At 72.7% G+C, this 22750-nt stretch carries 24 protein-coding genes and 1 riboswitch; of the genes, 15 read left to right on the top strand and 9 right to left on the bottom strand.

Annotated elements, in window-relative coordinates:
• Positions 1 to 119 precede the first annotated feature (119 nt).
• The 3 genes from CGQ25_RS10525 to thiE are packed head-to-tail and all read right to left on the bottom strand — an operon-like array spanning position 120 to position 3225.
• Positions 120 to 1679: an RNB domain-containing ribonuclease gene (locus tag CGQ25_RS10525; RefSeq protein ID WP_208709494.1), complete on the bottom strand. Its 1560-nt coding sequence runs from the start codon at positions 1677 to 1679 to the stop codon at positions 120 to 122.
• A gap of 20 nt (positions 1680 to 1699) precedes the next feature.
• Positions 1700 to 2545: a prephenate dehydratase gene (locus CGQ25_RS10520; RefSeq protein ID WP_208709492.1), complete on the bottom strand. Its 846-nt coding sequence runs from the start codon at positions 2543 to 2545 to the stop codon at positions 1700 to 1702.
• A complete protein-coding gene (thiE, locus tag CGQ25_RS10515) occupies positions 2542 to 3225 on the bottom strand; it encodes a thiamine phosphate synthase (RefSeq protein ID WP_208709490.1) in 684 nt (227 codons plus the stop codon). Before thiE ends, CGQ25_RS10520 begins: the two co-directional genes overlap by 4 nt.
• A 14-nt stretch (positions 3226 to 3239) precedes the next feature.
• A riboswitch (TPP riboswitch) is annotated at positions 3240 to 3393 on the top strand.
• Here thiE and thiO point away from each other — a divergent pair.
• From thiO to CGQ25_RS10500, 3 genes are all read left to right on the top strand, one after another.
• Entirely contained in the window at positions 3383 to 4594 is a 1212-nt protein-coding gene (gene thiO, locus CGQ25_RS10510) for a glycine oxidase ThiO (RefSeq protein WP_208709488.1), read from the top strand. Its footprint overlaps the riboswitch before it by 11 nt.
• Positions 4591 to 4827, top strand: a complete 237-nt coding sequence (gene thiS, locus CGQ25_RS10505) for a sulfur carrier protein ThiS (protein ID WP_208709486.1) — start codon at positions 4591 to 4593, stop codon at positions 4825 to 4827. Before thiO ends, thiS begins: the two co-directional genes overlap by 4 nt.
• Before the next feature lies 1 nt (position 4828).
• Positions 4829 to 5644: a thiazole synthase gene (locus CGQ25_RS10500; protein WP_208709484.1), complete on the top strand. Its 816-nt coding sequence runs from the start codon at positions 4829 to 4831 to the stop codon at positions 5642 to 5644.
• Positions 5645 to 5704: 60 nt separating this feature from the next.
• Here the strand turns inward: CGQ25_RS10500 and CGQ25_RS10495 are convergent, their stop codons facing one another.
• The gene (locus CGQ25_RS10495; RefSeq protein ID WP_255405774.1) at positions 5705 to 6781 is read right to left on the bottom strand and encodes a VCBS repeat-containing protein; all 1077 of its coding nucleotides are present in this window, start codon (positions 6779 to 6781) and stop codon (positions 5705 to 5707) included.
• Positions 6782 to 6961: 180 nt separating this feature from the next.
• Here CGQ25_RS10495 and CGQ25_RS10490 point away from each other — a divergent pair, with 180 nt between their 5' ends.
• A complete protein-coding gene (locus tag CGQ25_RS10490; protein WP_208709481.1) occupies positions 6962 to 7297 on the top strand; it encodes a 4a-hydroxytetrahydrobiopterin dehydratase in 336 nt (111 codons plus the stop codon).
• A gap of 37 nt (positions 7298 to 7334) precedes the next feature.
• Here CGQ25_RS10490 and CGQ25_RS10485 read toward each other — a convergent pair whose 3' ends face one another.
• Genes CGQ25_RS10485 through CGQ25_RS10475 form a run of 3 tightly spaced genes read right to left on the bottom strand, consistent with a single transcriptional unit; the run spans position 7335 to position 8592 of the window.
• Positions 7335 to 7655 (bottom strand): hypothetical protein, encoded by a 321-nt coding sequence (locus CGQ25_RS10485; RefSeq protein ID WP_208709479.1) that lies wholly within the window; start codon positions 7653 to 7655, stop codon positions 7335 to 7337.
• Between the two features lie 8 nt (positions 7656 to 7663).
• Positions 7664 to 7888 carry a DUF3107 domain-containing protein gene (locus CGQ25_RS10480; RefSeq protein ID WP_208709477.1) on the bottom strand — a complete coding sequence of 75 codons (225 nt, stop codon included), beginning with the start codon at positions 7886 to 7888 and terminating at the stop codon, positions 7664 to 7666.
• A 59-nt stretch (positions 7889 to 7947) separates the two neighbouring features.
• Positions 7948 to 8592, bottom strand: a complete 645-nt coding sequence (locus tag CGQ25_RS10475) for a TetR/AcrR family transcriptional regulator (protein ID WP_255405247.1) — start codon at positions 8590 to 8592, stop codon at positions 7948 to 7950.
• 162 nt (positions 8593 to 8754) lie between these two features.
• On the opposite strand from CGQ25_RS10475, the gene moeB reads away from it, so the two are divergent.
• Positions 8755 to 9939, top strand: a complete 1185-nt coding sequence (moeB, locus tag CGQ25_RS10470) for a molybdopterin-synthase adenylyltransferase MoeB (protein ID WP_208709473.1) — start codon at positions 8755 to 8757, stop codon at positions 9937 to 9939.
• Between the two features lie 77 nt (positions 9940 to 10016).
• On the opposite strand, the gene CGQ25_RS10465 is transcribed toward moeB, so the two are convergent.
• Positions 10017 to 11351, bottom strand: a complete 1335-nt coding sequence (locus CGQ25_RS10465; RefSeq protein WP_208709471.1) for a glutamyl-tRNA reductase — start codon at positions 11349 to 11351, stop codon at positions 10017 to 10019.
• Positions 11352 to 11461: 110 nt separating this feature from the next.
• Here CGQ25_RS10465 and hemE point away from each other — a divergent pair, with 110 nt between their 5' ends.
• From hemE to hemL, 9 genes are all read left to right on the top strand, one after another.
• Positions 11462 to 12523: a uroporphyrinogen decarboxylase gene (hemE, locus tag CGQ25_RS10460; RefSeq protein WP_208709469.1), complete on the top strand. Its 1062-nt coding sequence runs from the start codon at positions 11462 to 11464 to the stop codon at positions 12521 to 12523.
• A complete protein-coding gene (gene hemG, locus CGQ25_RS10455) occupies positions 12523 to 14001 on the top strand; it encodes a protoporphyrinogen oxidase (protein ID WP_208709467.1) in 1479 nt (492 codons plus the stop codon). The genes hemE and hemG overlap by 1 nt, the downstream gene beginning before the upstream one ends.
• A gap of 73 nt (positions 14002 to 14074) precedes the next feature.
• Positions 14075 to 14791: a hydrogen peroxide-dependent heme synthase gene (hemQ, locus tag CGQ25_RS10450; protein WP_208709465.1), complete on the top strand. Its 717-nt coding sequence runs from the start codon at positions 14075 to 14077 to the stop codon at positions 14789 to 14791.
• Positions 14788 to 16065, top strand: coding sequence for a ferrochelatase (locus CGQ25_RS10445; protein ID WP_208709463.1), 1278 nt, complete (start codon positions 14788 to 14790; stop codon positions 16063 to 16065). Before hemQ ends, CGQ25_RS10445 begins: the two co-directional genes overlap by 4 nt.
• A gap of 2 nt (positions 16066 to 16067) precedes the next feature.
• Positions 16068 to 17054, top strand: a complete 987-nt coding sequence (gene hemC, locus CGQ25_RS10440) for a hydroxymethylbilane synthase (protein ID WP_208709461.1) — start codon at positions 16068 to 16070, stop codon at positions 17052 to 17054.
• Entirely contained in the window at positions 17054 to 17995 is a 942-nt protein-coding gene (locus CGQ25_RS10435) for a uroporphyrinogen-III synthase (RefSeq protein WP_208709459.1), read from the top strand. The genes hemC and CGQ25_RS10435 overlap by 1 nt, the downstream gene beginning before the upstream one ends.
• Entirely contained in the window at positions 17992 to 18972 is a 981-nt protein-coding gene (gene hemB, locus CGQ25_RS10430; RefSeq protein WP_208709457.1) for a porphobilinogen synthase, read from the top strand. The genes CGQ25_RS10435 and hemB overlap by 4 nt, the downstream gene beginning before the upstream one ends.
• A 50-nt stretch (positions 18973 to 19022) precedes the next feature.
• Positions 19023 to 20072: an LLM class flavin-dependent oxidoreductase gene (locus CGQ25_RS10425; RefSeq protein WP_255405246.1), complete on the top strand. Its 1050-nt coding sequence runs from the start codon at positions 19023 to 19025 to the stop codon at positions 20070 to 20072.
• A gap of 85 nt (positions 20073 to 20157) precedes the next feature.
• The gene (gene hemL, locus CGQ25_RS10420) at positions 20158 to 21480 is read left to right on the top strand and encodes a glutamate-1-semialdehyde 2,1-aminomutase (RefSeq protein ID WP_369802216.1); all 1323 of its coding nucleotides are present in this window, start codon (positions 20158 to 20160) and stop codon (positions 21478 to 21480) included.
• A 35-nt stretch (positions 21481 to 21515) separates the two neighbouring features.
• Here hemL and CGQ25_RS10415 read toward each other — a convergent pair whose 3' ends face one another.
• On the bottom strand, positions 21516 to 22211 hold the full coding sequence (locus tag CGQ25_RS10415) for a LysE family translocator (protein WP_208709451.1): 696 nt from the start codon (positions 22209 to 22211) through the stop codon (positions 21516 to 21518).
• 81 nt (positions 22212 to 22292) lie between these two features.
• Between CGQ25_RS10415 and CGQ25_RS10410 the strand changes: the two genes are divergently transcribed.
• A complete protein-coding gene (locus CGQ25_RS10410; protein ID WP_222703645.1) occupies positions 22293 to 22748 on the top strand; it encodes an Lrp/AsnC family transcriptional regulator in 456 nt (151 codons plus the stop codon).
• The last annotated feature ends 2 nt before the right edge of the window (positions 22749 to 22750 follow it).

Here is a 22750-nt window from a genome sequence, read left to right as displayed (position 1 = left end):
GCCGGCGTGCCGGCCGGCAAAATGAAAGAGGATCGCGGCGGTACGATCGGGCATCCAATAACTGTCCAAGGATACCGCGAGCCTGTGGATTCCCGGGAATCGTGGCCCGCGACACACCCTCACGCCTTCTCGAACAGGACCTTCCGCCGCCGCACGTTGGCCTCGACGAGGCGGACGCGGATGGTCGTGCCGGACTCCATCTCGCCCTCGCAGCGCGCCGTGACCGGGGGCTCCGAGAGCTGGACCGTCCCGAACGGCTTCGACTCCGCCGCCCCGTTCGCGTGCCTGCCGTTCTGGGAGCTCGCGATGCGGTCCAGGGGCTGTGCCGGGCGCCCGTTGCCGCCGTTGCCGCCGCCGTCCGCGGCCGGCTTGGACCCGGACACGACCACGGCGTCGAACTCGTGCCCGATGCGGTTCGTCAGGAGCGCTGCCTCGACGATGTCGATCGCGGCCCGGTCCACGCGCGCCGCGAGCTGGTCCGAGGAGGCCATGAGGCCCGGCAGTTCGGGCAGGGCCGCGCGCACCCAGTCGGGGACCTCGCGGTCGTTCGCGATCGCCTCGCACAGCACGAGCACGAACCGGTCCACGAGCCGCCTCAGGGGTGCGGTGGTGTGGGCGTAGGGCGCCCCGATCGCCGCCTGCACGCGCTCGGAGGGCAGCTCGCCGTCGAACGGGGTGTAGGCGGCGCCGCGGAACAGCGCCGCGGCGGCGTGCAGGATCGCGAGCTGGCGGGGATCCGTCGCGTCGAGCGAGCGCAGGTACTCGCCGTACGCCTGGCCGTCGTCCCAGGGCCGGCCGAGCGCCTGCGTCTGCCTGCGGAAGTGCCGCAGGGAGCGCTCGTCCGGTGCGGGCATGGTGCGCAGGATCCCGACGCCCGCGTCCAGCATGAGCTGCGCGGCAGCCATTCCGGTCATGAGCGAGATCTGCGCGTTCCAGTCCTCCACAGGCCGCGGAGCGGACGCGGCGATCCGGTACCCGCCGTCCTCGGTCGGGACGATCTCCTGGTCGGGGATGTTCAGGCTGGCGCCTCCTCGCGCGCGTTCGAGCTCGATCCGCTTCGCGCCGACCTCGCGCAGGAGCAGCAGGGGCTCGACGGCGGTGCCGGCGTCGATCTCCTCCTGCACCTGGGCGTAGGAGAGCTTCGCGCGGCTGCGGACCCGCGCGCGGGCGAGGCCGACCCGTGTCACCGCCCCGTCGGCGCCGAGCGAGAAGTCCCATACGAAGGCTCCGCGCACAGCGTCCTCGAGGAGGCTCCCGGCGTCGTCGGAGATCCCGTGCGGGTGGAGTGGGACCTTCGCGTCCGGTGCGTAGACGGTTTGGCCCCGTCGGCGGGTCTCGGCGTCGAGCTCCCCGTGCGGCCGCACGAAGGCCGGGACGTCGGCGATCGCGTAGCGGACGCGGTACCCCGTGCCATCCCTCTCGATGTGGAGGGCCTGGTCGAGGTCGGTCGAGCTCGGCGGGTCGATCGTCACGAACTCCACCCCAGTGGCGTCGGCCTCCGGCAGCCTCAGGTCCGCGATGGCAGCTTCCGCCTCCCGCAGCGCCGGGGCCGGGTACTCGGAGGCGAGCTGGAACTCCTCGCGGAGCGCGGCGAAGGCCTCGGCGAGGGCGGCGCCGCCGGCCTCCGCCCGGGGTCCCTCGGGGCGGCCTGCCTTCGGGGTGACGTGAGAGTGGCCCATGACGGCCAGCCTAGCCCCGACTAGGCGCCGTGGCCCCCGAAGCGGCGGGGATGGGCGGGAAAGACGCCGAGGATCCGCAGCTCGGTCGAGAAGAACGTGAGCTCCTCGAGTGCACGCGCGAGGGGCGGCTCGTCGGGGTGGCCCTCGACGTCGACCATGAACATCGTCGCGGCGAACTTCCCCTCGACCATGTAGCTCTCGAGCCGGGTCATGTTGACGCCGTTCGTCGCGAACCCGCCGAGCGCCTTGTACAGCGCGGCGGGGATGTTGCGCACCCGGAAGACGAAGCTCGTCACGAAGGGGCCGCCTCCGGCCTGGGGGTACTCGCGCGGCGGGGCCAGGACCACGAACCGTGTGGTGTTGTGCCGGTGGTCCTCGATGTCGCTGGCCAGCACGGTCAGCCCGTAGCGCTCGGCGGCCAGCGGCGGCGCGATCGAGAGCTTCGCGGGATCGGCCCATTCGGCGACCTCCCGCGCCGATCCGGCCGTGTCGCCCGCGACGACGGGCGTCAGCCCGTGCTCGCGGATGAACCCGCGGCACTGCGCGAGCGCATGCACGTGGCTGTGCACCTCGCGCGCGCCCTCGAGCGTCGCTCCCGGGATGCCCATGAGGCTGAACCGGATGCGCAGGAAGTGCTCGCCGATGATCTGGAGGCTCGTGTCCGGAAGGAGCAGGTGGATGTCCGCGACGCGGCCCGCCACAGTGTTGTCGATCGGGATCATCGCCAGATCGGCCTCGCCCGAGGTCACGGCGGCGAACGCATCCTCGAAGGTTGCGCAGGCGAGCGTCCCGGCCTCGGGGAACGCCTCGATCGCCGCCATGTGCGAGTTGGCGCCGGGCTCGCCCTGGTACGCGACCCTCGTCATGCGCGGGTGGAGGATAGCGCCGGAAGCTGCGCGCGGAGGCGTGCGGCGGCGTCGGCCGGATCGTCGGCATCGGTGATCGCGCGCACGACGACGACCCTGCTCGCCCCGGCCTCGACCACCTGGGCCACGTTCGAGTGGTCGATGCCCCCGATCGCGAACCACGGAAGGGGGGAGAGCCCGGCGTCCAAGGTCTCACGGGTGCGGCGCGCGGCGTGCTCGACGAGTTCGAGCCCGACGGCGGCGCGGCCCGGCTTGGTTGGGGTGGCCCAGAGTGGCCCGGTGCAGAAGTAGTCGAGGCGAGCGCCAGGGGCCTGGGCGGCAGAGAGGGCCGCGTCCACGAGGGCCGGGGAGTTGGTCGACAGGCCCACGAGCGGCACGTCGCCGACCACGCGGCGCAGGGCCGCCGCCGGCAGGTCCTTCTGGCCCACATGGAACACCGGCGCGCCCGAGAGGAGCGCAATGTCGGCGCGGTCGTTGACCGCCCACAGCTTCCCGTGGCGCTCGGCGACTGAACGGAGCACTCCGAGGAGCTCGAGCTCCTCGGCGGCCTCGATCTGCTTGTCGCGCAGCTGGATGATGTCCACCCCGCCGGAGAAGGCCGCGTCGAGGAAGGACTCGAAGTCGCCGCGGTCCCTGCGGGCATCGGTGCAGACATAGAGCTGGGCGTCAAGAGCGGGCATTGAACTAGACTAGTCGGCAGTACTGCGGGAGCCCGTGACTGTGACGCCCTGGCAGACGGCCCGACCGGGCCGCGCCGGACGCCACGACGCCGGGCTGAGAGGGCGCAACGCCGACCGCCACACCTGATCCGGGTCATGCCGGCGGAGGGAAGGAACCATGGAGGAAGTCCACGCCGACGTCATCGTCGTGGGGGCAGGCGTCATCGGCCTCGGGATTGCGTGGGAAGCCGCCCGCAGCGGCCGGCGCGTCACCGTCGTCGACCCGGCGCCGGGCAGCGGGGCGAGCTTCGCCGCGGCCGGGATGCTCGCGGCCGTGAGCGAGTACCACTACCAGGAGGAGCAGCTCCTCGAATTCATGGTGCACTCCGCCGCGCTCTGGCCCGCGTTCGCCGCGTCAGCGGGGCCAGGGTGCGGCTACCTCAGCACCCCGACCCTGTGCCTCGCCGGCGATGCCGCCGACAGGCAGGCCTTCGCCGACCTGCGCTCCGTCCAGCAGGCCCATGGCCTCGACGTCCGCCCCCTGACCCTCCGCGAGGCCCGCACGCGCGAGCCGCTGCTTGCCCCCGCGCTCGCGGGTGCGTTCGAGATCGAGGCCGACCACCAGGTCGACCCGCGCCGGCTGGTCGCGGCGCTGCTCGCCCGGCTCGGCGAGAAGTCCGTGGTGAGGGCGCGCGCGGCGCGGCTCGCGTGCGACGGCGGGCGGGTGGCCGGCGTCGTGCTCGAGGACGGCCGGGAGCTGCGCGCAGCCGAGACGGTGGTCGCGAACGGCCTGGGCGCCCGCGACTTGGCCGGGCTTCCCGTGTCCCTGCCGCTGCGTCCGGTCTACGGCGACGTGCTGCGCCTGCGGGTGCCGGCGCGCGTGCGGCCGCTCGTGACGGCAACCGTGCGCGGGCTCGTCCGAGGCCGGCCGGTATACATCGTCCCCCGCGAGGACGGCACGGTGGTGATCGGGGCGACCCAGCGCGAAGACGGCTCCGACGCGGTGTCGGCTGGCGGAGTGTACGAGCTCCTGCGGGACGCGCAGGCCCTCGTCCCGGCCGTCGCCGAGCTCGAGCTCTACGAGACCACCGCCCGCGCACGCCCCGGCACCCCGGACAACGCGCCGCTGCTCGGACGCGTCCCCGCTGCCGCGGGGGAGACGCACGACGGCGCCGGGTGCGTCCCGGGGCTCATCGTCGCCACGGGCTTCTTCCGCCACGGGGTCCTGCTCACGCCCGCCGCGGCGAGCGTGTGCCGGGGGCTCCTCGAGGGCGTCGCGGACCCGCGCTGGCAGGGCTTCCGCCCGGACCGATTCACGAGCACGACACGGCCGCTGGCGGAACGCTCCGCCTCCGCACGCAGCGCGGCCCCTCAAGGAGGCATCCGATGAACATCACGGTCAACGGCGAGCCGCGGGCCCTCCCGCAGCCCGCCACCGTCCGGGCCCTCGTGGCCGAGACGATCGGGCGGGAGATCGGCGACGACGGGCGGCCAGCCGACGGCGGCCGGCTCGGGGTCGCCGTCGCACTCAATTCCGAGGTGGTCCCGCGGGGCCGCTGGGCAGGGACCGTCCTCGAGGCGGGAGACGCCGTCGAACTCGTCACGGCGATGCAGGGAGGCTGACATGACGCAGACAGGAATCAACGCCGCCACGGGGCAGGTGCTGCGGGACGACCCCTTCGTGGTCGACGGGGTGACGCTGGGTTCGCGGCTCATCATGGGCACGGGTGGGGCGCCGAGCCTCGAGGGACTCGGCGACGCGCTCGAGGCGTCGGGGACCGAGCTGACAACCGTCGCGATGCGCCGCTACTCGCCCGCGGAGCAGGGCTCCCTGTTCCAGCTCCTCGTCGACAGGGGGATCCGCGTCCTCCCGAACACGGCAGGATGCTTCACGGCCCGCGATGCGGTCCTGACCGCCGAGCTTGCCCGCGAGGCCCTCGAGACCGACTGGGTCAAGCTCGAGGTGATCGCCGACGAGACAACGCTCCTCCCGGACCCCATCGAGCTCGCCGACGCGGCCGAACAGCTGGTGGGGCGGGGCTTCAAGGTCTTCGCCTACACCAACGACGATCCCGTGCTGGCCCGCCGGCTCGAGCAGCTCGGCGCCGTCGCCGTCATGCCCCTCGGGGCGCCGATCGGCACCGGCCTCGGCATCCTGAACCCCCACAACATCGAGCTCATCGTCGCGCGCGCCGAGGTGCCCGTGGTGCTCGACGCCGGGATCGGGACGGCCTCCGACGCGGCGCTCGCAATGGAGCTCGGGTGCGACGCCGTGCTCCTGGCCACCGCGGTCACGAGGGCACAGGATCCGGTGCGCATGGCGCACGCGTTCCGCCACGCCGTCGCGGCCGGACGGCTCGCCGCGGGCGCGGGACGCATTCCGCGGCGCGAGCATGCCCTCGCCTCGAGTCCCATGGAGGGCCGGGCCCAGTTCCTCTGAGCGTCCACTCGAGGGGCGTGTCCGGGGCTCCTCAGATGAGGACTGCCAGAAGAGGGGCCGTCAGACGAGCGCGGTGAAGCCGCCCCAGCCCCAGCCGACCGCCTCCGCGCCGGTCCAGCCGCCGGCCCCGTCGGAGTAGTAGACGAGGAGGGTCCCGGCGGAGTCGATGGCGTAGAGGTCCGGGGTGCCGTCGCCGTCGAAGTCCCCGCTGCCGCCGATCCTCTGCATGCCGCCCCAGCCGGTGCCGACGATGCTCGAACCGCTCCAGCCGCCAGCGCCGTCGCCGCTGTACAGGCGCAGGTTGCCGGCGCGGTCCCGCGCGATGATGTCGCGGCCCGGCCTGCCGTCGATGTTGCCCGGCGTCGCGAGCGCGTTCAGGGCATCCCATCCCTGGCCGACCTGACGGGCTGCGCCCCAGCCGCCGCGGCCGTTGCCCGGGTACAGGATGAGGGCGCCGCCGGGCTCGCGGGCGAGGATGTCGTTCGCGCCGTCCCCGTCGAAGTCGCCTGGGCCGAGGATGGCGTCGAAGCGGTTCCAGCCCCAGCCGATGGCGCGTGGGCTCCCGAGGCCGCCCGAGCCGGTGCCGGGGTACAGGTACAGCGTTCCGTCCGCCGACCGGGCCAGGAGGTCGTTGACGCCGTCGCCGTCGAAGTCGCCGGGCGAGAGGACGATGGACATCGCGTTCCAGCCGGGTCCGACGGTCCGCGGGGCCTCCCAGCCGGAGCCCCGGGGGTACAGGACGAGCGCGCCGTCGGAGGTGCGGGCCATGAGCTCGGCGGTATCCCGGCCGGTGAAGCCGCTGTTCCTGCTCGAGGCCGCGACCGGTTCCGTCGGCTCACTGGTGGCCTCCATGCCCCAGCAGGCTCCGTTGGCGGCCACCGTCAGGGTGAACTGCGCGCCGAGGTCGGCCGTGGTGAGCGGGTACTGGGAGATCCCGACGGGGGGATAGACCCGGACGCCGTCCCTGTACCATTCCACCCTGTAGTCGGGGCCTGCTCCCTGTCCGCAGCCCCGGTAGGATGCGGGGTCGAAGGACGCGGTGAGCACCGAGCCCACGGCGGCCTCGCCCTGGAGGACCGGGGGTGCAGGGTCGGTGACCGCGTGGGCGGGGGCGGCGAGCGCGGCGGCGGCGGCCATGGCTGCCACGGCTCCGGCAGCGGCTCGTCGGAGGAAATGTGTGACCGTTAGCATGGGATCCCCTCAGCTCCTGGAGCGCAAGCCTGTGACCGATTAGTTGATCCCATTGTCGCACGGTGTCACAGAATCCGTACCGGATGTCGCGGTTTGTTGACTCGCGCCGGCGTTACCCTGTGGTCCATGGGAGAGAATGCTGCGCTGGGCCCGGCCCAGATCGAGGCGGAACTGGAGCGGCTGCCCGGTTGGCGGCATGTCGGCGGCGCCCTTGCCACGGTGTACCGGCTGCCCGGCCCCGCGGCCGCGCTGACGTTCATCGCCGCTGTGGGCGAGGTCGCCGAAGAGCTCAACCACCACCCGGACCTCGACTGGCGCTACAACCGGGTCGTCCTGCGCTTCAGCACCCACGAGGCCGGCTCGGCGGTGACCAGCAACGACATCGAGGCCGCTCACCGCTGCATGCTCAGGGCCGCGGCCCTGGACGCCATCGCGCAGCCCGAGAGGCTGCCGGACGCCTAGGCGCCCGGTGCCCTCGGTGATGCGGCGCGCACCGCCCTCAGGCCCGGAAGCTCCGCAGCAGCTGGGTGAGGGCCTCGCCGTCGTGCTTCACCCGGCGCCGGCCCACGAGCGTGGGCACGGCCACAGCGGCCGCCACCGCGGCCGCCATGGGGAGGACCCAGGGCATCCAGGTGAGGCCGGTCAGATACCCGGTTCCGGCCCACACGAGGATGATCCAGAGGATGCACGCGGAGGCGACCGCCGATGCGATCGGGAGCATGATCCCGTACGCCGAGTGCCGCTTGTCCACGGCCCATACGACGAGGCCCGCAGCCACCGCCACGATCACGACGATGACAAGGGACCAGACGGTCTCCACCCGCTGCCTCAGAGTGCGCCGAAGCCCACGCGGCGCTGCTCCTGGGCGCCGAGCTCGACATAGCCGATGACACTGGCGGGGACGATCACCTGACGGCCCTTCTCGTCCTCGAGGCGGAGCTCCTTGCCGCCCGAGATCGCCTCGGAGACCAGCGCGGCCACCTCGTCCGCGTCCTTGGCGGAATCGAGCACGATCTCGCGGCCGATGTTCTGGATGCCGATCTTGATTTCCACGCCGTTGACTCCCTTGGTTCTGATGACGGTGCAGGCCCTGCGCGGGCTCTCTATGTACCTTAGGCCTTTTCGTTCCCGGCGCCGGGCTCTTTCGGGAACCGCGAGATGCCGCGCCACGCCAGCCGGGAGACGAGGTCTGCCGCGACGTCGATGTCGAGGTCGTTGGACTTCTCGAGCCAGTACCGGGCGCTGACCTGCGCCATGCCGGCGAGGGCGCGGCCCAGGAGCTGGGCCTCGACGAGCGGGAGCTTCGTGTCCGAGGCGATCACCTGGGCGATGGCCTCAGAGAACCCGCGGTTGAACGTCTCGAGCCGGGCGGCGACCTCGGCATCGTTGACCAGGTCCGACTGGAAGACGAGCCGGTGCGCCTGGTCGTCCGCTGCGATGAAGTCGTAGTAGGCGCGGATGACCGCGTTGACCCGTTCCCGGTTCTCGTCGGTGGAGGCCAGCGCGGACCGCATGAGGTCGGTCAGGGACGCGAGGTGGCTGTCCAGGAGCGCGAGGTACAGCTCGCGCTTGGAGGGGAAGTGCTGGTAGAGGACGGGCTTGCTGACCTGGGCGGTCTCGGCGATCTCGTCCATGGCCGCGCCGTGGTATCCATTGGCGGCGAAGACCTCGAGGGCGGCAGCGAGCAGCTGCGCCCGCCGTTCGTCGCGGGGGAGGCGGGGCGATCGTGCGGTAGCGGCTCGCGGTTCGGTGCTCACTGATGGTGCCTTCCTGGGGGTTCGGGCGTGTGGAGCATGGCCCAAACGGTAGTCCTACTCTACTCGCGGGGAGGTGCAGGGATGCGCCGTGTCCCGCGCGCAGGCCTTCCGGGACGCGGACCCGACTGGGGGAGCCGCGCAGTCGGGGCCTAGATTGTCTGTATGGCATCTCAGGAGAACACCACTCTGCCGCCCCTTGTCGACCCGGCGGAGGCGCTCACGCCGGAGGAAGTGCAGCGGTACTCCCGCCACGTGATCATCCCCGAGATCGGCGACGTGGGGCAGCGGCGCCTCAAGAACGCGAAGGTGCTCGTCATCGGTGCCGGAGGGCTCGGCTCGCCGGCCCTGCTCTACCTCGCCGCTGCCGGGGTGGGGACGCTCGGGATCGTCGACGACGACCTGGTGGACCTCACCAACCTCCAGCGGCAGGTGATCCACCGTGTTGCCGATGTGGGACGCCCCAAGGCCGAGTCCGCGCGCGAGAAGATCCTCGAGCTCAACCCCCACGTGGAGGTCCGGCTCCACGAGGTGCACCTCGACTCGTCCAATGCCCTGGAGGTCTTCGCCGGCTATGACCTCGTCCTCGACGGCACTGACAACTTCGCGACGCGCTACCTCGTCAACGACGCCGCCGCGATCCTCGGAAAGCCCTACGTCTGGGGCTCCATCTTCCGTTTCGACGGGCAGGTGAGTGTCTTCTGGGCGGAGCACGGTCCCACCTACCGGGACGTGTTCCCGGAACCGCCCCCTGCAGGCTCCGTGCCGTCCTGCGGCGAGGGCGGGGTGTACGGCATGCTGTGTGCCGCGATCGGCGCCTCCATGGTCACGGAGGCCGTGAAGCTGATCACCGGGGTGGGGAAGACCCTTCTCGGACGGATCCAGCTCTACGACGCGCTCACGGCGACGTGGCGCGAGATCAAGGTCGCAAAGGACCCGGATGCCGCGCCGATCACCGAGCTGACCGACTACGAGGCCTTCTGCGGCGTGGCCCCTGCGGCCTCCCCTGGCACGGACGAGTCGGTGACCGCCGCGCAGCTGGCCACGATGCTCGCCGCGCGCGGCGCCGGGCTCAGGGACTTCGAGCTCATCGATGTCCGCGAGGCGGGCGAGGCCTCTATCGTGGCGATCCCTGGCGCGCGCCTCATCCCGCAGGGCCGCCTGCTCTCCGGCGAGGCGTGGGACCAACTTCCCCGGGACCGCGAGGTGGTCTTCCACTGCAAGGGCGGGGTGCGCTCCGCCAATGTCCTGGCCGCCGCGCACGAGGCCGGGTTCACGAACGTCAAGCACCTCGAAGGCGGCGTGCTCGCCTGGGTCCGGGACGTGGAGCCGGACAAGCCGGTCTACTGAGCGCGAGGCCGGCCTCCTGAGCACCAGGGCCGCCCCGCGAGTGCGGGGCGGCCCTGGAGCGCGTCAGGAAGGCGGTGTCAGCTCACGCGGCTGTGGTCCACCGGGCAGTCCGCGGGGTCCCCGGCAGGCGCGTCCCGGCCGTCCTGGGAGATCATTCCCGGCAGCGCGACGCTGATTCCGTACAGGGCCTCCAGGGCGGCGAGGTACTCGTCCTCGCGGCCCTCGGCGGCGAGCTGCCGGGCGCGCACGGTGGGCGTGTGGAGGAGCTGCTTGACCATGCGGCGCATCGCGAACTCGACTTCCTCGGAGGCTGCTGTGCAGCCGTGGCGCGCGCGGACCTTCTCGATCTCGGCATCGAGGACCGCCATGGTGTGCCGCCGGAGCGCGACGATGGCGGCGTCGGCCTGACGCGCCTGGCGCTGGGACTCGAAGTCCTCGGTTGCCGCGGACACGATGGCGCTGGCCTGGGCGAGGGATTCCGACTGCTCCTGCGGAGCCGCGAGGCGGACCGACTCGAGGGTGATGAGCTCGACGCCGTCGAGCGTGCCGACTGCCGGGTCGAAGTCGTGCGTGAGGGCAAGGTCGATCACGATGAGCGGCTGGGGGGACTCCTCGCGGATGGCCGCAAGCTCCACGGCCTCCATCGCGCTGTCCGATCCGCTGCAGCCGATCAGGACGTCCGCCTCGGCGATCGCGCCGGGCAGCTGCTCGGCGGTCAGCGCGGCGGCGCCCCGGGCGGCCGCGAACTCCTCGGCCCGGCCGGACGAGGAGTAGACAGCCACATCCGCGCACCCGCGCTCGCGCAGGAGGGCCATGGTGGCGCCCGCGTACGCCCCGGTGCCGAACAGGACGGCCTTCTTGGAGGTCCACGCGGGGTCGACGGCGACGTCCTCGGCGAGGTCCAAGGCCACCGAGACGATCGAGAGGCCCCGGCTTCCCAGCGCCGTCTGGGCGCCGACGTCCTTCGCGGTCTTCGACGCGGTCTGGAACAGCCTGACGAGGGAGGGGCTCGCCGTCCCGGTCTGCTGGGCGGAGATCAGGGCCCGGCGCACCTGGCCGGCGATCTCCCGCTCGCCCACGACTGCGGAGTCGAGCCCGGAGCTCACCGCGAACAGGTGACGCGTGACGTCCCGTCCGTGGTTGAGGCTGAAGGAGGAGGACACCCGGTCCTCGGGGAGGCCGCTGCGTGCGCTGATCTCGGCGACGAGCGCCGAGCGGGCGGCGTCGACGTCCGCGGGGGTGGGCGCCTCGGCGTAGATCTCGTAGCGGTTGCAGGTCGCCAGCACCACCGCGCCGCTCAGGGCGCCGGACTGGGTGGCGGCCGAGGCCACGGCGGAAGCGCCGTTGCTCAGTTGGGCAACGGTTTCAAGGTCTGTATCGGCGTGAGTCGCCACCAAGGAGAAAACAACCACAGCCCTCCCATCATAGCTTTTCGCTCGCGTGTAGAAAGTGAGGCGTAGGGCACAATGTCCGTGACAGCCTGTCGCCATCGGCCACCGGGCCCTCTGAGAGAATCGCGGATATGAATCTCAGCGCAGACCACCCCCTCAAGGACGGGCGGACGGCTCAGTCGCCCCTCATCACTGCATACCGCGGGGGCCGCCCGAGCCGGAAGCCCGTGTGGTTCATGCGCCAGGCAGGGCGCTCGCTCCCCGAGTACCGCAAGGCCCGCGAGGGCGTCGGCATGCTCGACTCCTGCCTGCGCCCCGAGCTGGCCTCGGAGATCACCCTCCAGCCCGTGCGCCGCCACGACGTCGACGCAGGCATCTTCTTCTCTGACATCGTCATCCCGCTCAAGCTCGCCGGCGTCGGCGTGGACATCGTCCCCGGCGTGGGGCCCGTCCTCGACACGCCGATCCGCACCGAAGCCGACGTCGCGGCGCTGCCCCGGCTGCAGGAGGCGGCGCTCGAGCCCATCCGGGAGGCCGTCCGCCTGACGGTCGCCGAGCTGGGGAACACACCGCTCATCGGGTTCGCGGGAGCACCCTTCACAGTCGCCGCCTACATGGTGGAGGGCAAGCCGTCCCGCGACCATCTCGGGCCCCGCACGATGATGCACGGCGATCCTGGGACCTGGGCCGCCCTCATGGAGTGGGCTGCGGACGCCTCGGGCCGCTTCCTGCGCGCCCAGATCGAGGCCGGCGCCTCGGCCGGCCAGCTGTTCGACTCGTGGGCGGGCTCGCTCGGCCTGGAGGACTACCGCCGCAGCGTCGCGCCGTACTCGTCCCGGACCCTCGACCACGTGCGCGACCTGGGCGCCCCGCTCGTGCACTTCGGCACCGGCACCTCCGAACTGCTCGGGGCCATGTACGAGGTGGGGGTCGACGTCGTCGGCGTCGACTACCGCCTGCCGCTGCACGAGGCCAACCGCCGGCTCGGCGGCCGCGTGGTGCTGCAGGGCAACATCGACCCCGCGCTCCTCGCCGCGCCCTGGAACGTGCTCGAGGCGCACGTCCGCGAGGTGGTGCGCGCCGGAGCGTCCGCTCCCGGCCACGTGGTCAACCTCGGCCACGGCGTCCCCCCCGAGACCGACCCCGACGTGCTGACCCGGGTGGTCGAGCTCGTCCACTCGATCACCCACTGATGCCCGGAAGCGAGCCGGCGCGCGCCGTCGTGGTCGGCGGGGGGATCTCGGGGCTCGTCGCGGCGCTCGAGCTCCGGCGCGCAGGCCTCGAGGTGACCGTCCTGGAGGCGGCCGACCGCTGGGGCGGCTGCATCGGCGAGCACGAGGTCGCCGGCCTCACGCTCGACTCCGGCGCCGAGTCCTTCGCGACCCGCACCGACGCGGTGCGGACCCTCGTCGACGAGATCGGACTCTCCAGCGACATCGTCCCGCCGCATCCCTCCGGTGCCTGGGTGCTCCTCCCCGACGGCCCCGAGGAGCTGCCCAAGACCGGCGTGCTGGGCATTCCGGCCAATCCCTGGGACCGGGAAGTCCGTTCCGCCCTGGGCCTCTGGGGATCGCTGCGGGCGTCCCTCGACCGCTGGCTTCCGGTGCAGACCGGCAGGGCGCACCAGAGCGTGGCCCAGCTCGTGCGCGCCCGCATGGGGCGGCGGGTCCTCGACCGGCTCGTGGCGCCCGTCGTCGGCGGAGTGCACTCGGCCGACCCTGCCCTCCTGGACGTCGACATGGTGGCGCCGGGCCTGAGGCAGCTCATGGGGGAGAAGGGCTCGCTCGCCGCCGCCGTCGCCGCCCAGCGCGGCGCGTCCCGCGGGACGAAGGCCGGCTCCGCGGTCGCCGGCATCCGCGGAGGGCTGCACCGGATCGTCGGAGCCCTCGTGGATCGGCTGCAGCGCGAGGGGGTGCGGCTTCGGCTCGGTGAGCGCGCCGAGCGCCTCGAGCGGACCACGGACGACGCCGGCAGGAGCCTCTGGCGCGTCGGTTCCACACCGGGCACGGCCGGTGGGTCCGGCGGCGCCTATGACGCCGAGGCGGTCGTCGTCGCGCTCGGGGGGCCCGCCGCCGTCGAGCTCCTGTCGGACGCCGTGCCCGAGCTCGCAGGCCACGAGCCGATCCCGGGCCCGGAGGTCAAGCTCGTGACCCTCGTCATCGACTGCCCGGCTCTGGATGCGCGCCCGCGCGGCACGGGAATCCTCGTCGCCCCCCAGGTCCCCGGCGTGGCCGCGAAGGCCCTCACGCACGCGAGCGCGAAGTGGGAGTGGGTCCAGGCTGCGGCGGGACCCGGCACCCACGTTGTGCGCCTCTCCTATGGGCGCGCGGGCGAGCCGGACGGCGGCGAGGACCCGGAGCGCTGGGAGCCGGAGTCGGACGACGAGCTGTTCGAGGCAGCGCTCGGGGACGCGTCGACGCTCCTCGGCGTCGTGCTGACCCCGCAGGACGTGCTGGGGTGGGACGTGGTCCGCTGGGAGGGGTCGCTGCCGTTCGCCGCTGTCGGACACCGTGACCGCGTGACCGCGATCCGCGGCCTCGTCGCCGCGCGGCCGGGGCTCGCCGTCGTGGGCGGATGGGCTGCCGGGAACGGCCTCGCGGCCGTCATCCCCGACGCCCGGGCACAGGCGATCGCCCTTGCTGCCGCACTCGCCCGCGAGGCGGACGGGTGATCTTCAGCACTTCTACACTTTGTAGAAGAATCTGATTTCGATTTGCCGATGCGTTAGGAGCACACTGGAGACCATGAGCCACACTTCCGCCGAATCTGTCACCAAAAGCCCGACGGGCGAGGAGGCAGCCGAGACGCTGTACTTCACGCTCTGGACGGTGTTCCGCCGCGTCCCCGGGGCCGGAGCCCCGACCGAGGACGCCGTGACCGACTTCGAGGCCTTCGTGGCCCGCCTCGGCGACTCCGGCGTGACCCTGCGCGGTGCCTACGACGTCTCGGCCATGCGGGCCGACGCCGACGTCATGGTCTGGTTCCACGGCGCCGCGCCCGAGGCCCTGCAGCAGGCCGTCCGCGACCTGCGCCGCACCGCGCTCTTCTCGGGCACCGAGCTCGCCTGGTCCGCGATGGGTGTGCACCGCGAGGCCGAGTTCGCCAAGAACCACACGCCCGCGTTCTCCCGCGGCGTCGAGCCGAGCACGTGGCTCACCGTCTACCCGTTCGTCCGCTCCTACGAGTGGTACCTCCTCCCGGCGGAGGAGCGCGGGCGGATGCTCCGCGACCACGGCATCCTCGGCCGCGACTTCCCCCAGGTCCTCTCCAACACCGTCTCCGCGTTCGCGCTCGGCGACTGGGAGTGGATCCTCGCGCTCGAGGCTCCCGAGCTCGTGGACCTCGTCGACATGATGCGCCACCTGCGCTACACCGACGCCCGCAACCACGTCCGCGAGGAGGTGCCCTTCTACACCGGGCGCCGGATCACCGCTTCAGAGATCGCCGAGGTGCTCGCGTGAACGCCGGCAGCCCCGAGACCGCGGTCGACGGCGCCGTAGCGCCGCTCGCGGTCAGCACGGCTCCCAACCCGGTCACCTCCGCGGGCCGCGTGGCGCCGACCGAGTACGACGCGATCCTCCTCGCGTCCTTCGGCGGCCCGGAGGGACAGGACGACGTCATCCCGTTCCTGCGCAACGTCACCCGCGGGCGCGGCATCCCCGACGAGCGGCTCGAAGAGGTCAGCCACCACTACCGCGCCTTCGGCGGCGTCAGCCCCATCAACGGGCAGAACCGCCAGCTCAAGGCGGCCCTCGAAGCCGAGCTCGCAGCCGCGGGCATCGACATCCCCGTGTACTGGGGCAACCGGAACTGGGAGCCCTACATCCCCGCGACGCTGCAGGAGATCTACGACGCCGGGCACCGCACGGTCCTGATGCTCACCACGAGCGTGTACTCGTGCTACTCGAGCTGCCGCCAGTACCGCGAGGACATCGGCGTCGCGCTGACCGAGACCGGACTCGCAGGGCGGCTGCGGGTCGACAAGATCCGCCAGTACTTCGACCACCCCGGCTTCGTCGCCCCGTTCGTCGAGGGCACCGCCGCCGGCCTGGCGACCGTGCGCGAGGCCCTCGGCGCCGCCGACGGCTCCCGCGACGCGGAGATCCGCGTCCTCTTCTCGACCCACTCGATCCCCACGCGGGACGCGGAGGCCGCCGGCCGGTCCGAGGCCGAGCCGCGCTCCTTCGAGGGCGGCTCAGCCTACGTGGCCCAGCACCTCGCGAACGCGCGCGCCATCATGGCGGCCGTGGCCCCCGGCGTGAAGTGGGACCTCGTGTACCAGTCCCGCTCCGGCGCCCCGCACATCCCGTGGCTCGAGCCGGACATCAACGACCGTCTCCAGGCCATCGCCGGAGCCGACGGAGAAGGCGTCAAGGGCGCGGTCATCGTCCCGCTCGGCTTCGTGAGCGACCACATGGAGGTCGCCTGGGACCTCGACACCGAGGCCCTCGAGACCTGCAGGGAGCTCGGCGTCGAGGCCGTCCGTGTCCCGACCCCCGGGGTCCACCGCGACTTCGTTGCCGGCCTCGTGGAGCTCATCCGCGAGCGGACTGCGCAGGGCACCGTCACGGACCGTCCGCACGTGACCGAGCTCGGCCCGTGGTACGACGTGTGCCGCCCCGGCTGCTGCGAGAACTTCCGCGGCGCGAAGCCCGTGATCGCCGAGGAGGGCGTCGAGCTGGGGACCGCCCACGACGGCCGCTCCCCGGCTGCGGGGAAGGGTGCTGAGGCCTGAGCATGTCTGTGCGCATCGGCACGCGCGGCAGCGCGCTCGCCCTGACCCAGTCCCAGCAGACGGCGGACCGCCTGGCCGCTGTGGGAGGCTTCGCCACCGAGCTCGTCCGGATCAAGACCGAGGGCGACGTCAAGACCGGTTCGCTCGCCTCGCTCGGCGGGACCGGCGTGTTCGTCGTCGCCCTCCGCGAGGCGCTCCTGGCCGACCGCTGCGACGTGGCCATCCACTCGCTCAAGGACCTCCCGACCACCGGGGAGCCGGGACTGTCCATCGCGGCCATCCCGGTCCGGGCCGACGCGCGGGACGTCCTGTGCGCCCGTGATGGGCTGACCCTCGCCGGGCTCCCGGCGGGCTCGAAGGTCGGCACCGGCTCGCCGCGCCGGGCGGCCCAGCTGCGCGCCCTGCGCCCTGACCTCGAGGTCCTGGACATCCGCGGCAACGTGGACACGCGGCTCGGCCGCGTTCCCGGCCTCCCAGGGAACGCCCCCGAGGCACCCGGCGACCTCGACGCCGTCGTCCTCGCGGCCGCCGGGCTGGCCCGGCTCGGCCGGACCGAGGTCGTGACCGAGTACTTCGAGCCCGAGGTCATGCTGCCCGCCCCGGGGCAGGGCGCGCTCGCGGTCGAGTGCCGCCTCGAGGACGCGCCCGAGCGCCCCGCCGGGGGAGCGGCCGCCAGCGCCGAGGGCGTGCTCGCCCAGGCGCTCGCCGCGATCGACGACGCCGACACCCGCCTCGCCGTGACTGCCGAGCGCGCCCTCCTGGCCCGGCTCGAGGCAGGCTGCGCTGCGCCGGTGGGCGCGCTCGCACGGCGCAAGGGCAGCATGCTGCGGCTCGAGGCTGTGGTGTGCGCGGTCGACGGGACCAGGTCCGTCCGCCTCGCGAAGGCTACGGATGGGCTCACCGAGGTCGGCGCGACGTTGCTCGGCATCGAGCTCGCGGAGGAGCTCCTCGCCCAGGGTGTGGCCGACTTCGCGGATCTCGGCGCCTGATGGCCTCCGGTGCCGAGGGGGCGCATCCCGGCGTCGAGGGCGCGCCTCTCGCCGGCCGCCGGGTGCTCCTGACCCGCAGCCCCGACCGCGCGGGTGCCATGGCACAGGCCCTCGCCCACGCGGGCGCCGAACCGCTGCTCCTGCCCGTGATCGACTTCGAGCGCGCCACCGACCAGCCCGCGCTGTCCGGGGCCCTGGACCGGCTTGCGGCGGGAGCGTACGGCTGGCTCGTCATCTCGAGCATCACCACGGTCCGGGCGCTCAAAGAAGTCGCGGCCGCACAGGGCCGCGAGCTCGCGGCCATCGTCCCGCCCGGGGTGCACGTCGCGACCGTCGGGCCCAGCTCGCGCCGTGTCCTCGAGGCCGAAGGGCTCCGCGTGGACCTCGCGCCCGAGGGGAAGCAGTCCGCCGAGGGACTCGTCGAGCTGTGGGCCTACGCCGACGACTCCGGTGCGTCCGGGGCCGACGGGGCTGGAACTGTCCGCGTGCTGATCCCCCAGAGCGACATCGCCGCCCCCACGCTCGCCGAGGGCCTCGATGCCCGCGGCTGGGATGTCGAGACCGTCACGGCCTACCGCACGGTGGACTACCCCGCTGACCCCGACCTCCGGCTTGTCGCGAGCCTCGCGGCCGGCGAGCCGGCGGGGGAGGAGGCGCGCGCCGTCGTCCTCACCCCGGGCGAGGCGAACGCGGAGCTGCAGGCGGGCCGGCTCGACGCCGTCGTCGCCGCCTCCCCGAGCGCTGCCCGGCGCATCCATGCCGTGCTGAGTCCCCTCGACGCGACCGCCCTCATCGCGATCGGCGAGCCGACCGCCGGGGAGCTGAACCGCCTGGGCCTCGCCGTCGGCGCCACGGCCGCGACCCCGACTCCCGAGGGCATCGTGGACGCCGTGGCCCGCGCACTGGCCTCCCATCCAACCGTTTCGAAGGAGACACCGTGAGCTTCCCCCAGCACCGGCCCCGCCGGCTCCGCCAGAACTCGGCCCTGCGCCGGCTCGTCGCCGAGACGCGCCTGTACCCGGCTGAGCTCATCCTGCCCGCGTTCGTCCGCGAGGGCCTCACGGAGCCCCAGCCGATCCAGGCGATGCCCGGCGTCGTGCAGCACACCACCGACACGCTGCGCCGCGCCGCCGCCGAGGCGGCCGAGGCGGGCCTCGGCGGCATCATGCTCTTCGGCGTCCCCGAGGAGCGCGACGCCGAGGGGTCGGCGGGCCTCAACCCGGACGGCGTGCTCAACGCCGGCATCCGGGCCGTGCGCGAGGAGGTCGGCGACTCCCTCGTGGTCATGAGCGACGTATGCCTGGACGAGTTCACCGACCACGGCCACTGCGGCGTCCTCGACGCCCAGGGCCGCGTCGACAACGACGCGACGCTCGAGGTCTACGGCCGGATGGCGGTGGCGCAGGCCGAGGCGGGCGCGCACGTGCTGGGGCCCTCCGGCATGATGGACGGCCAGGTTGCCGTGATCCGGCAAGCGCTCGACGCCGCCGGGCACCAGGATGTCTCGATCCTCGCCTACGCCGCGAAGTATGCTTCCGCGTTCTACGGGCCGTTCCGCGAGGCGGTGGACTCGCAGCTCCAGGGCGACCGCCGCACGTACCAGATGGACGCGGCGAACCGGCGCGAGGCGCTGCTCGAGGTCGAGCTCGACCTCGAGGAGGGCGCGGACATGGTCATGGTCAAGCCGGCGATGAGCTACCTGGACATCCTCGCCGACGTCGCCGCGATGAGTCCCGTGCCGGTGGCCGCGTACCAGATCTCGGGTGAGTACTCGATGATCGAGGCTGCAGCCGCCAACGGCTGGATCGACCGGAAGGCGTCCATCCTCGAGTCCGTCCTCGGCATCCGCCGGGCCGGGGCCAACATGGTCCTGACGTACTGGGCTCCCGAGATCGCACGCTGGCTCACGGAGGCCTGACGCTTCGGCGTCGAGGGAATGAAGGCGGAGCGGCCGGGGTTTGAATGCATATGCATGGAACTGATCCGGGTTCTCCCGTCCTCCTCGGCCTCAACACCTTCGGCGACGTCGGGCTCAACGAGCACGGTGCGCCCAAGCCGCACGCGCAGGTGATCCGCGAGATCGTCGACGAGGCGGTGCTCGCCGACCAGGTCGGCCTACACGCGTTCGATGTCGGCGAGCACCACCGGCGGGACTTCGCGGTCTCGGCGCCCGAGGTGGTCCTGGCGGCCATCGCGTCGAGGACGGAGCGCATCAGGCTCGGGTCCGCCGTCACCGTCCTCTCGTCCGACGACCCGGTCCGCGTCTTCCAGCGCTTCTCGACCCTGGACGCTGTCTCCAGCGGGCGCGCCGAGGTCATCCTGGGCCGCGGGTCCTTCATCGAGTCGTTCCCGCTGTTCGGCTTCGACCTCGAGGACTACGAGACACTGTTCGAGGAGAAGCTCGAGCTGTTCGACCGCGTCCGCTCGCAGAATCCGGTCCGCTGGGAAGGCCGGCACCGCGGGCCCATCAATGGACTCACGGCCTACCCGCACCTCGAGAACGGGCTGCTGCCCGCCTGGATCGGCGTCGGCGGGACCCCCCAGTCGGTCGTGCGCGCGGCGCACTACGGCTACCCCGTGAGCTTCGCGATCATCGGCGGGGAGCCCGCCCGGTTCGCACCCTATGTCGAGCTCTACAAGCGCTCGCTCGAGAAGTTCGGCCGGCCCTACACGATGCTCGCCACCCACTCGCCCGGGCACGTCGCCGACACCGACGAGCAGGCCCGTGAGGAGCTCTTCCCGCACTGGCTCGCGATGCGCAACCGCCTCGGCGAGGAGCGCGGCTGGGGCCCCGGCAGCCGGACGGAGTTCAACGCCCAGGCCTCCCGGCCCGGCGCGCTCTACGTGGGCTCGCCAGAGACCGTGGCGCGCAAGATCGCCGACACCCATCGGGCCCTCGGGACGGAGCGGTTCGACCTCAAGTACTCCAACGGGACCCTCCCGCACAGCGCGATGATGAAGAGCATCGAGCTCTTCGGCACCAAGGTCGCCCCGCTCGTGGCGGACATGCTCGCGTAGGCGCCACGCCGCCGTCGTCCGTGTGGCGCGGACGACGGCGGGTGCGCCCCTCCCCGTTCCGGCCCACCGCCCGGCGTGCGGGAGAATGGGGGGCATGACCACCTCCGAGGACCTCTTCGCCCGCGCCCGCTCGCTCATGCCGGGAGGGGTGAACTCGCCCGTGCGCGCCTTCGGCTCCGTAGGCGGCACGCCCCGCTTCCTGGTCTCCGCGAAGGGCGCGTACGTGACCGACGCCGACGGCCGCGACTACGCGGACCTCGTGTGCTCGTGGGGGCCGGCGCTGCTCGGCCACGCAGTCCCCGAGGTGCTCGAAGCCGTCCACGCCGCCGTTGACCGCGGCCTCTCCTTCGGCGCGTCCACCCCCGACGAAGCGGCCCTGGCCGAGCTCGTCATCGGGCGAGTCCCCGCCGTCGAGCGCCTGCGCATGGTCTCCACCGGCACGGAGGCCACAATGACCGCCATCCGGCTCGCGCGGGGCTTCACCGGCCGGGACCTCGTGGTGAAGTTCGCGGGCTGCTACCACGGCCATGTCGACGGCCTGCTCGCGTCCGCCGGGTCGGGCGTCGCGACCCTCGCCCTCCCCGGCTCGGCCGGCGTCACGGCGTCGACGGCGGCGGAGACCCTCGTGCTCCCGTACAACGACCTGCCCGCGGTCGAGGCCGCGTTCGCCGACCACGGCCACCGCATCGCCGCGGTCATCACCGAAGCTGCCCCGGCCAACATGGGGGTCGTGACGCCGGGCGAGGGCTTCAACGAGGGTCTGCGGCGCATCACCGCAGAGCACGGTGCCCTGTTCATCATGGACGAGGTCCTCACTGGCTTCCGGACCGGCCCCGCGGGGTACTGGGGCCTCACGGGGCAGCGGGAGGGCTGGGCCCCTGACCTGTTCACGTTCGGCAAGGTGATCGGCGGCGGGATGCCGGTGGCCGCGCTCGGCGGCCGCGCGGAGATCATGGACTACCTCGCCCCCCTCGGACCCGTCTACCAGGCCGGCACGCTGTCCGGGAACCCGGTGGCGATGGCAGCCGGCGTCGCGACGCTCCGGCTCGCGACGGATGCCGTGTACGCCAACATCGATGCGCGCTCCCTCGAGCTCTCCGACGCCCTCTCGAAGGCGCTTGCCGACGAGGGTGTGGACCACACGATCCAGCGGGCCGGCAACCTCTTCTCCGTCGCGTTCGGCACCTCAGAGCGGGGCGTCGCGAACTACGCCGACGCGCAGGCCCAGGAGGCCTTCCGCTACGGGCCGTTCTTCCACTCCATGCTCGACTCCGGCGTGTACCTGCCGCCCAGCGTCTTCGAGGCGTGGTTCCTCTCCGCCGCGCACGACGACGCGGCGATGAACCGGATCATCGAGGCCCTCCCGGCGGCCGCCAAGGCGGCTGCAGCGGCGCTCCCGGGGGCGTAGCGGGGGGGCTTGCTGCGCGGCCGTCGTGCCGCGCGTCAGGCGACGGCGGCTGCGAGGCCCACGGCCTGCTCGACGAGGAGCAGTCCGCCGATGCCGAGCATGAGGACGCCGCTGACGAGCGTGACGGCCTGCGCGCGCTTCGGCTTGGCGGCCAGGAGGCGCCGCGCCGCGACGGCGACGAGGCTGTAGACGACCACCGTGAAGGCCAGGTGGGTGAGCCCCATGGTGGTCGTCTGGGCGACGACCGGCAGCGGGGAGTCCGTCCGGATGAACTGCGGCATGACGGCGGCGAAGAGCAGCAGCGCCTTCGGGTTGATCCCGCTCGTGCCCAGGCCCTTGAGGAAGTCGAGCACGGGGCCGCGGGTGCCTGCGGCGCCGCCCCGGGTGTCCACGGCGTCGCCGAGGGATCCTCCCGACGGCAGGGTGGCCTCGCCTCCGGTGAAGCCTGCGCGGCGCCAGCCCCGCGCCGTCGTCGCCCCGAGCCAGAGGAGGTAGACCGCTCCGGCGACGGAGAGCCATGCCACGAGATCCGGACGGGCCGCGAGCAGGACCCCGAGGCCTGCCGCGACGAGCGCCGTGTGGACGATGTAGCCCGCGCACAGCCCCGCGACCGACGGCGCCGGCGATCCCGGGCGCAGGCCGGCGGCGATCGTGTAGGCCCAGTCCGCTCCCGGCGTGAGGGCGAGGGTGAGCGAGATCCCGGCGAAGCCGAGGAACGGGGTCAGGTCCATGCCAGCAAGAGTACGGAGAATCCGGGAAGAAGTGCTCGCCGATTTGTCGTGCCTAGCGGCTCATTGGGATAGATTCTGAGAGTGATCGATGCTCTCGACAGAAGTATTTTGCGCACCCTGCAGAAGGACGGGCGGATGACGGCGACGGCGCTCGCCTCGGAGGTCGGCCTGACGGTCGCGCCCTGCCACCGCCGGCTCAAGGATCTCGAGTCGAGCGGGGTGATCCGCGGCTATCGGGCCGAGGTGGACCCGGGCAAGGTCGGACTGGGCTTCGGGGCGATGGTCTTCGTGACCCTCCGCGAGACCTCCCAGGATGCCATCCGGGCTTTCGAGGACGCAGTGGTCGCGGAGCCGCAGATCATCGAGGGCTACCGGCTCTTCGGTGACCCCGACTTCCTGCTGCGCTGCGTCGCAGAGGACCTGCCCGCCTACCAGCGCCTCTACGACGAGCACCTCGCCGCGCTGCCCGGCGTCGCCAAGCTCACCTCGACCATCGTGATGCGCGACCTCAAGGGCGCCGGAGAGCTGCCGCTGTAGTG

It is taken from the genome of Sinomonas sp. R1AF57, from assembly GCF_002224485.1.
GTDB classification, from domain to species: Bacteria; Actinomycetota; Actinomycetes; order Actinomycetales; family Micrococcaceae; genus Sinomonas; species Sinomonas flava.
Note: the sequence above shows the minus strand (reverse complement) of the source record. Positions and strands in the feature narration are given on the sequence as shown.

Excerpts from the sequence above, each read along its gene's own strand:
- CGQ25_RS10520 (WP_208709492.1), bottom strand. The coding sequence starts at position 2,545 with ATGACGAGGGTCGCGTACCAGGGCGAGCCCGGCGCCAACTCGCACATG.
- thiE (WP_208709490.1), bottom strand. The coding sequence starts at position 3,225 with ATGCCCGCTCTTGACGCCCAGCTCTATGTCTGCACCGATGCCCGCAGG.
- thiS (WP_208709486.1), top strand. The coding sequence starts at position 4,591 with ATGAACATCACGGTCAACGGCGAGCCGCGGGCCCTCCCGCAGCCCGCC.
- hemC (WP_208709461.1), top strand. The coding sequence starts at position 16,068 with ATGTCTGTGCGCATCGGCACGCGCGGCAGCGCGCTCGCCCTGACCCAG.
- CGQ25_RS10490 (WP_208709481.1), top strand. The coding sequence starts at position 6,962 with ATGGGAGAGAATGCTGCGCTGGGCCCGGCCCAGATCGAGGCGGAACTG.
- CGQ25_RS10495 (WP_255405774.1), bottom strand. The coding sequence starts at position 6,781 with ATGGCCGCCGCCGCCGCGCTCGCCGCCCCCGCCCACGCGGTCACCGAC.
- CGQ25_RS10425 (WP_255405246.1), top strand. The coding sequence starts at position 19,023 with ATGCATGGAACTGATCCGGGTTCTCCCGTCCTCCTCGGCCTCAACACC.
- CGQ25_RS10525 (WP_208709494.1), bottom strand. The coding sequence starts at position 1,679 with ATGGGCCACTCTCACGTCACCCCGAAGGCAGGCCGCCCCGAGGGACCC.
- CGQ25_RS10415 (WP_208709451.1), bottom strand. The coding sequence starts at position 22,211 with ATGGACCTGACCCCGTTCCTCGGCTTCGCCGGGATCTCGCTCACCCTC.
- moeB (WP_208709473.1), top strand. The coding sequence starts at position 8,755 with ATGGCATCTCAGGAGAACACCACTCTGCCGCCCCTTGTCGACCCGGCG.
- hemE (WP_208709469.1), top strand. The coding sequence starts at position 11,462 with ATGAATCTCAGCGCAGACCACCCCCTCAAGGACGGGCGGACGGCTCAG.
- hemG (WP_208709467.1), top strand. The coding sequence starts at position 12,523 with ATGCCCGGAAGCGAGCCGGCGCGCGCCGTCGTGGTCGGCGGGGGGATC.
- hemL (WP_369802216.1), top strand. The coding sequence starts at position 20,158 with ATGGGGGGCATGACCACCTCCGAGGACCTCTTCGCCCGCGCCCGCTCG.
- thiO (WP_208709488.1), top strand. The coding sequence starts at position 3,383 with ATGGAGGAAGTCCACGCCGACGTCATCGTCGTGGGGGCAGGCGTCATC.
- hemQ (WP_208709465.1), top strand. The coding sequence starts at position 14,075 with ATGAGCCACACTTCCGCCGAATCTGTCACCAAAAGCCCGACGGGCGAG.
- CGQ25_RS10435 (WP_208709459.1), top strand. The coding sequence starts at position 17,054 with ATGGCCTCCGGTGCCGAGGGGGCGCATCCCGGCGTCGAGGGCGCGCCT.
- CGQ25_RS10500 (WP_208709484.1), top strand. The coding sequence starts at position 4,829 with ATGACGCAGACAGGAATCAACGCCGCCACGGGGCAGGTGCTGCGGGAC.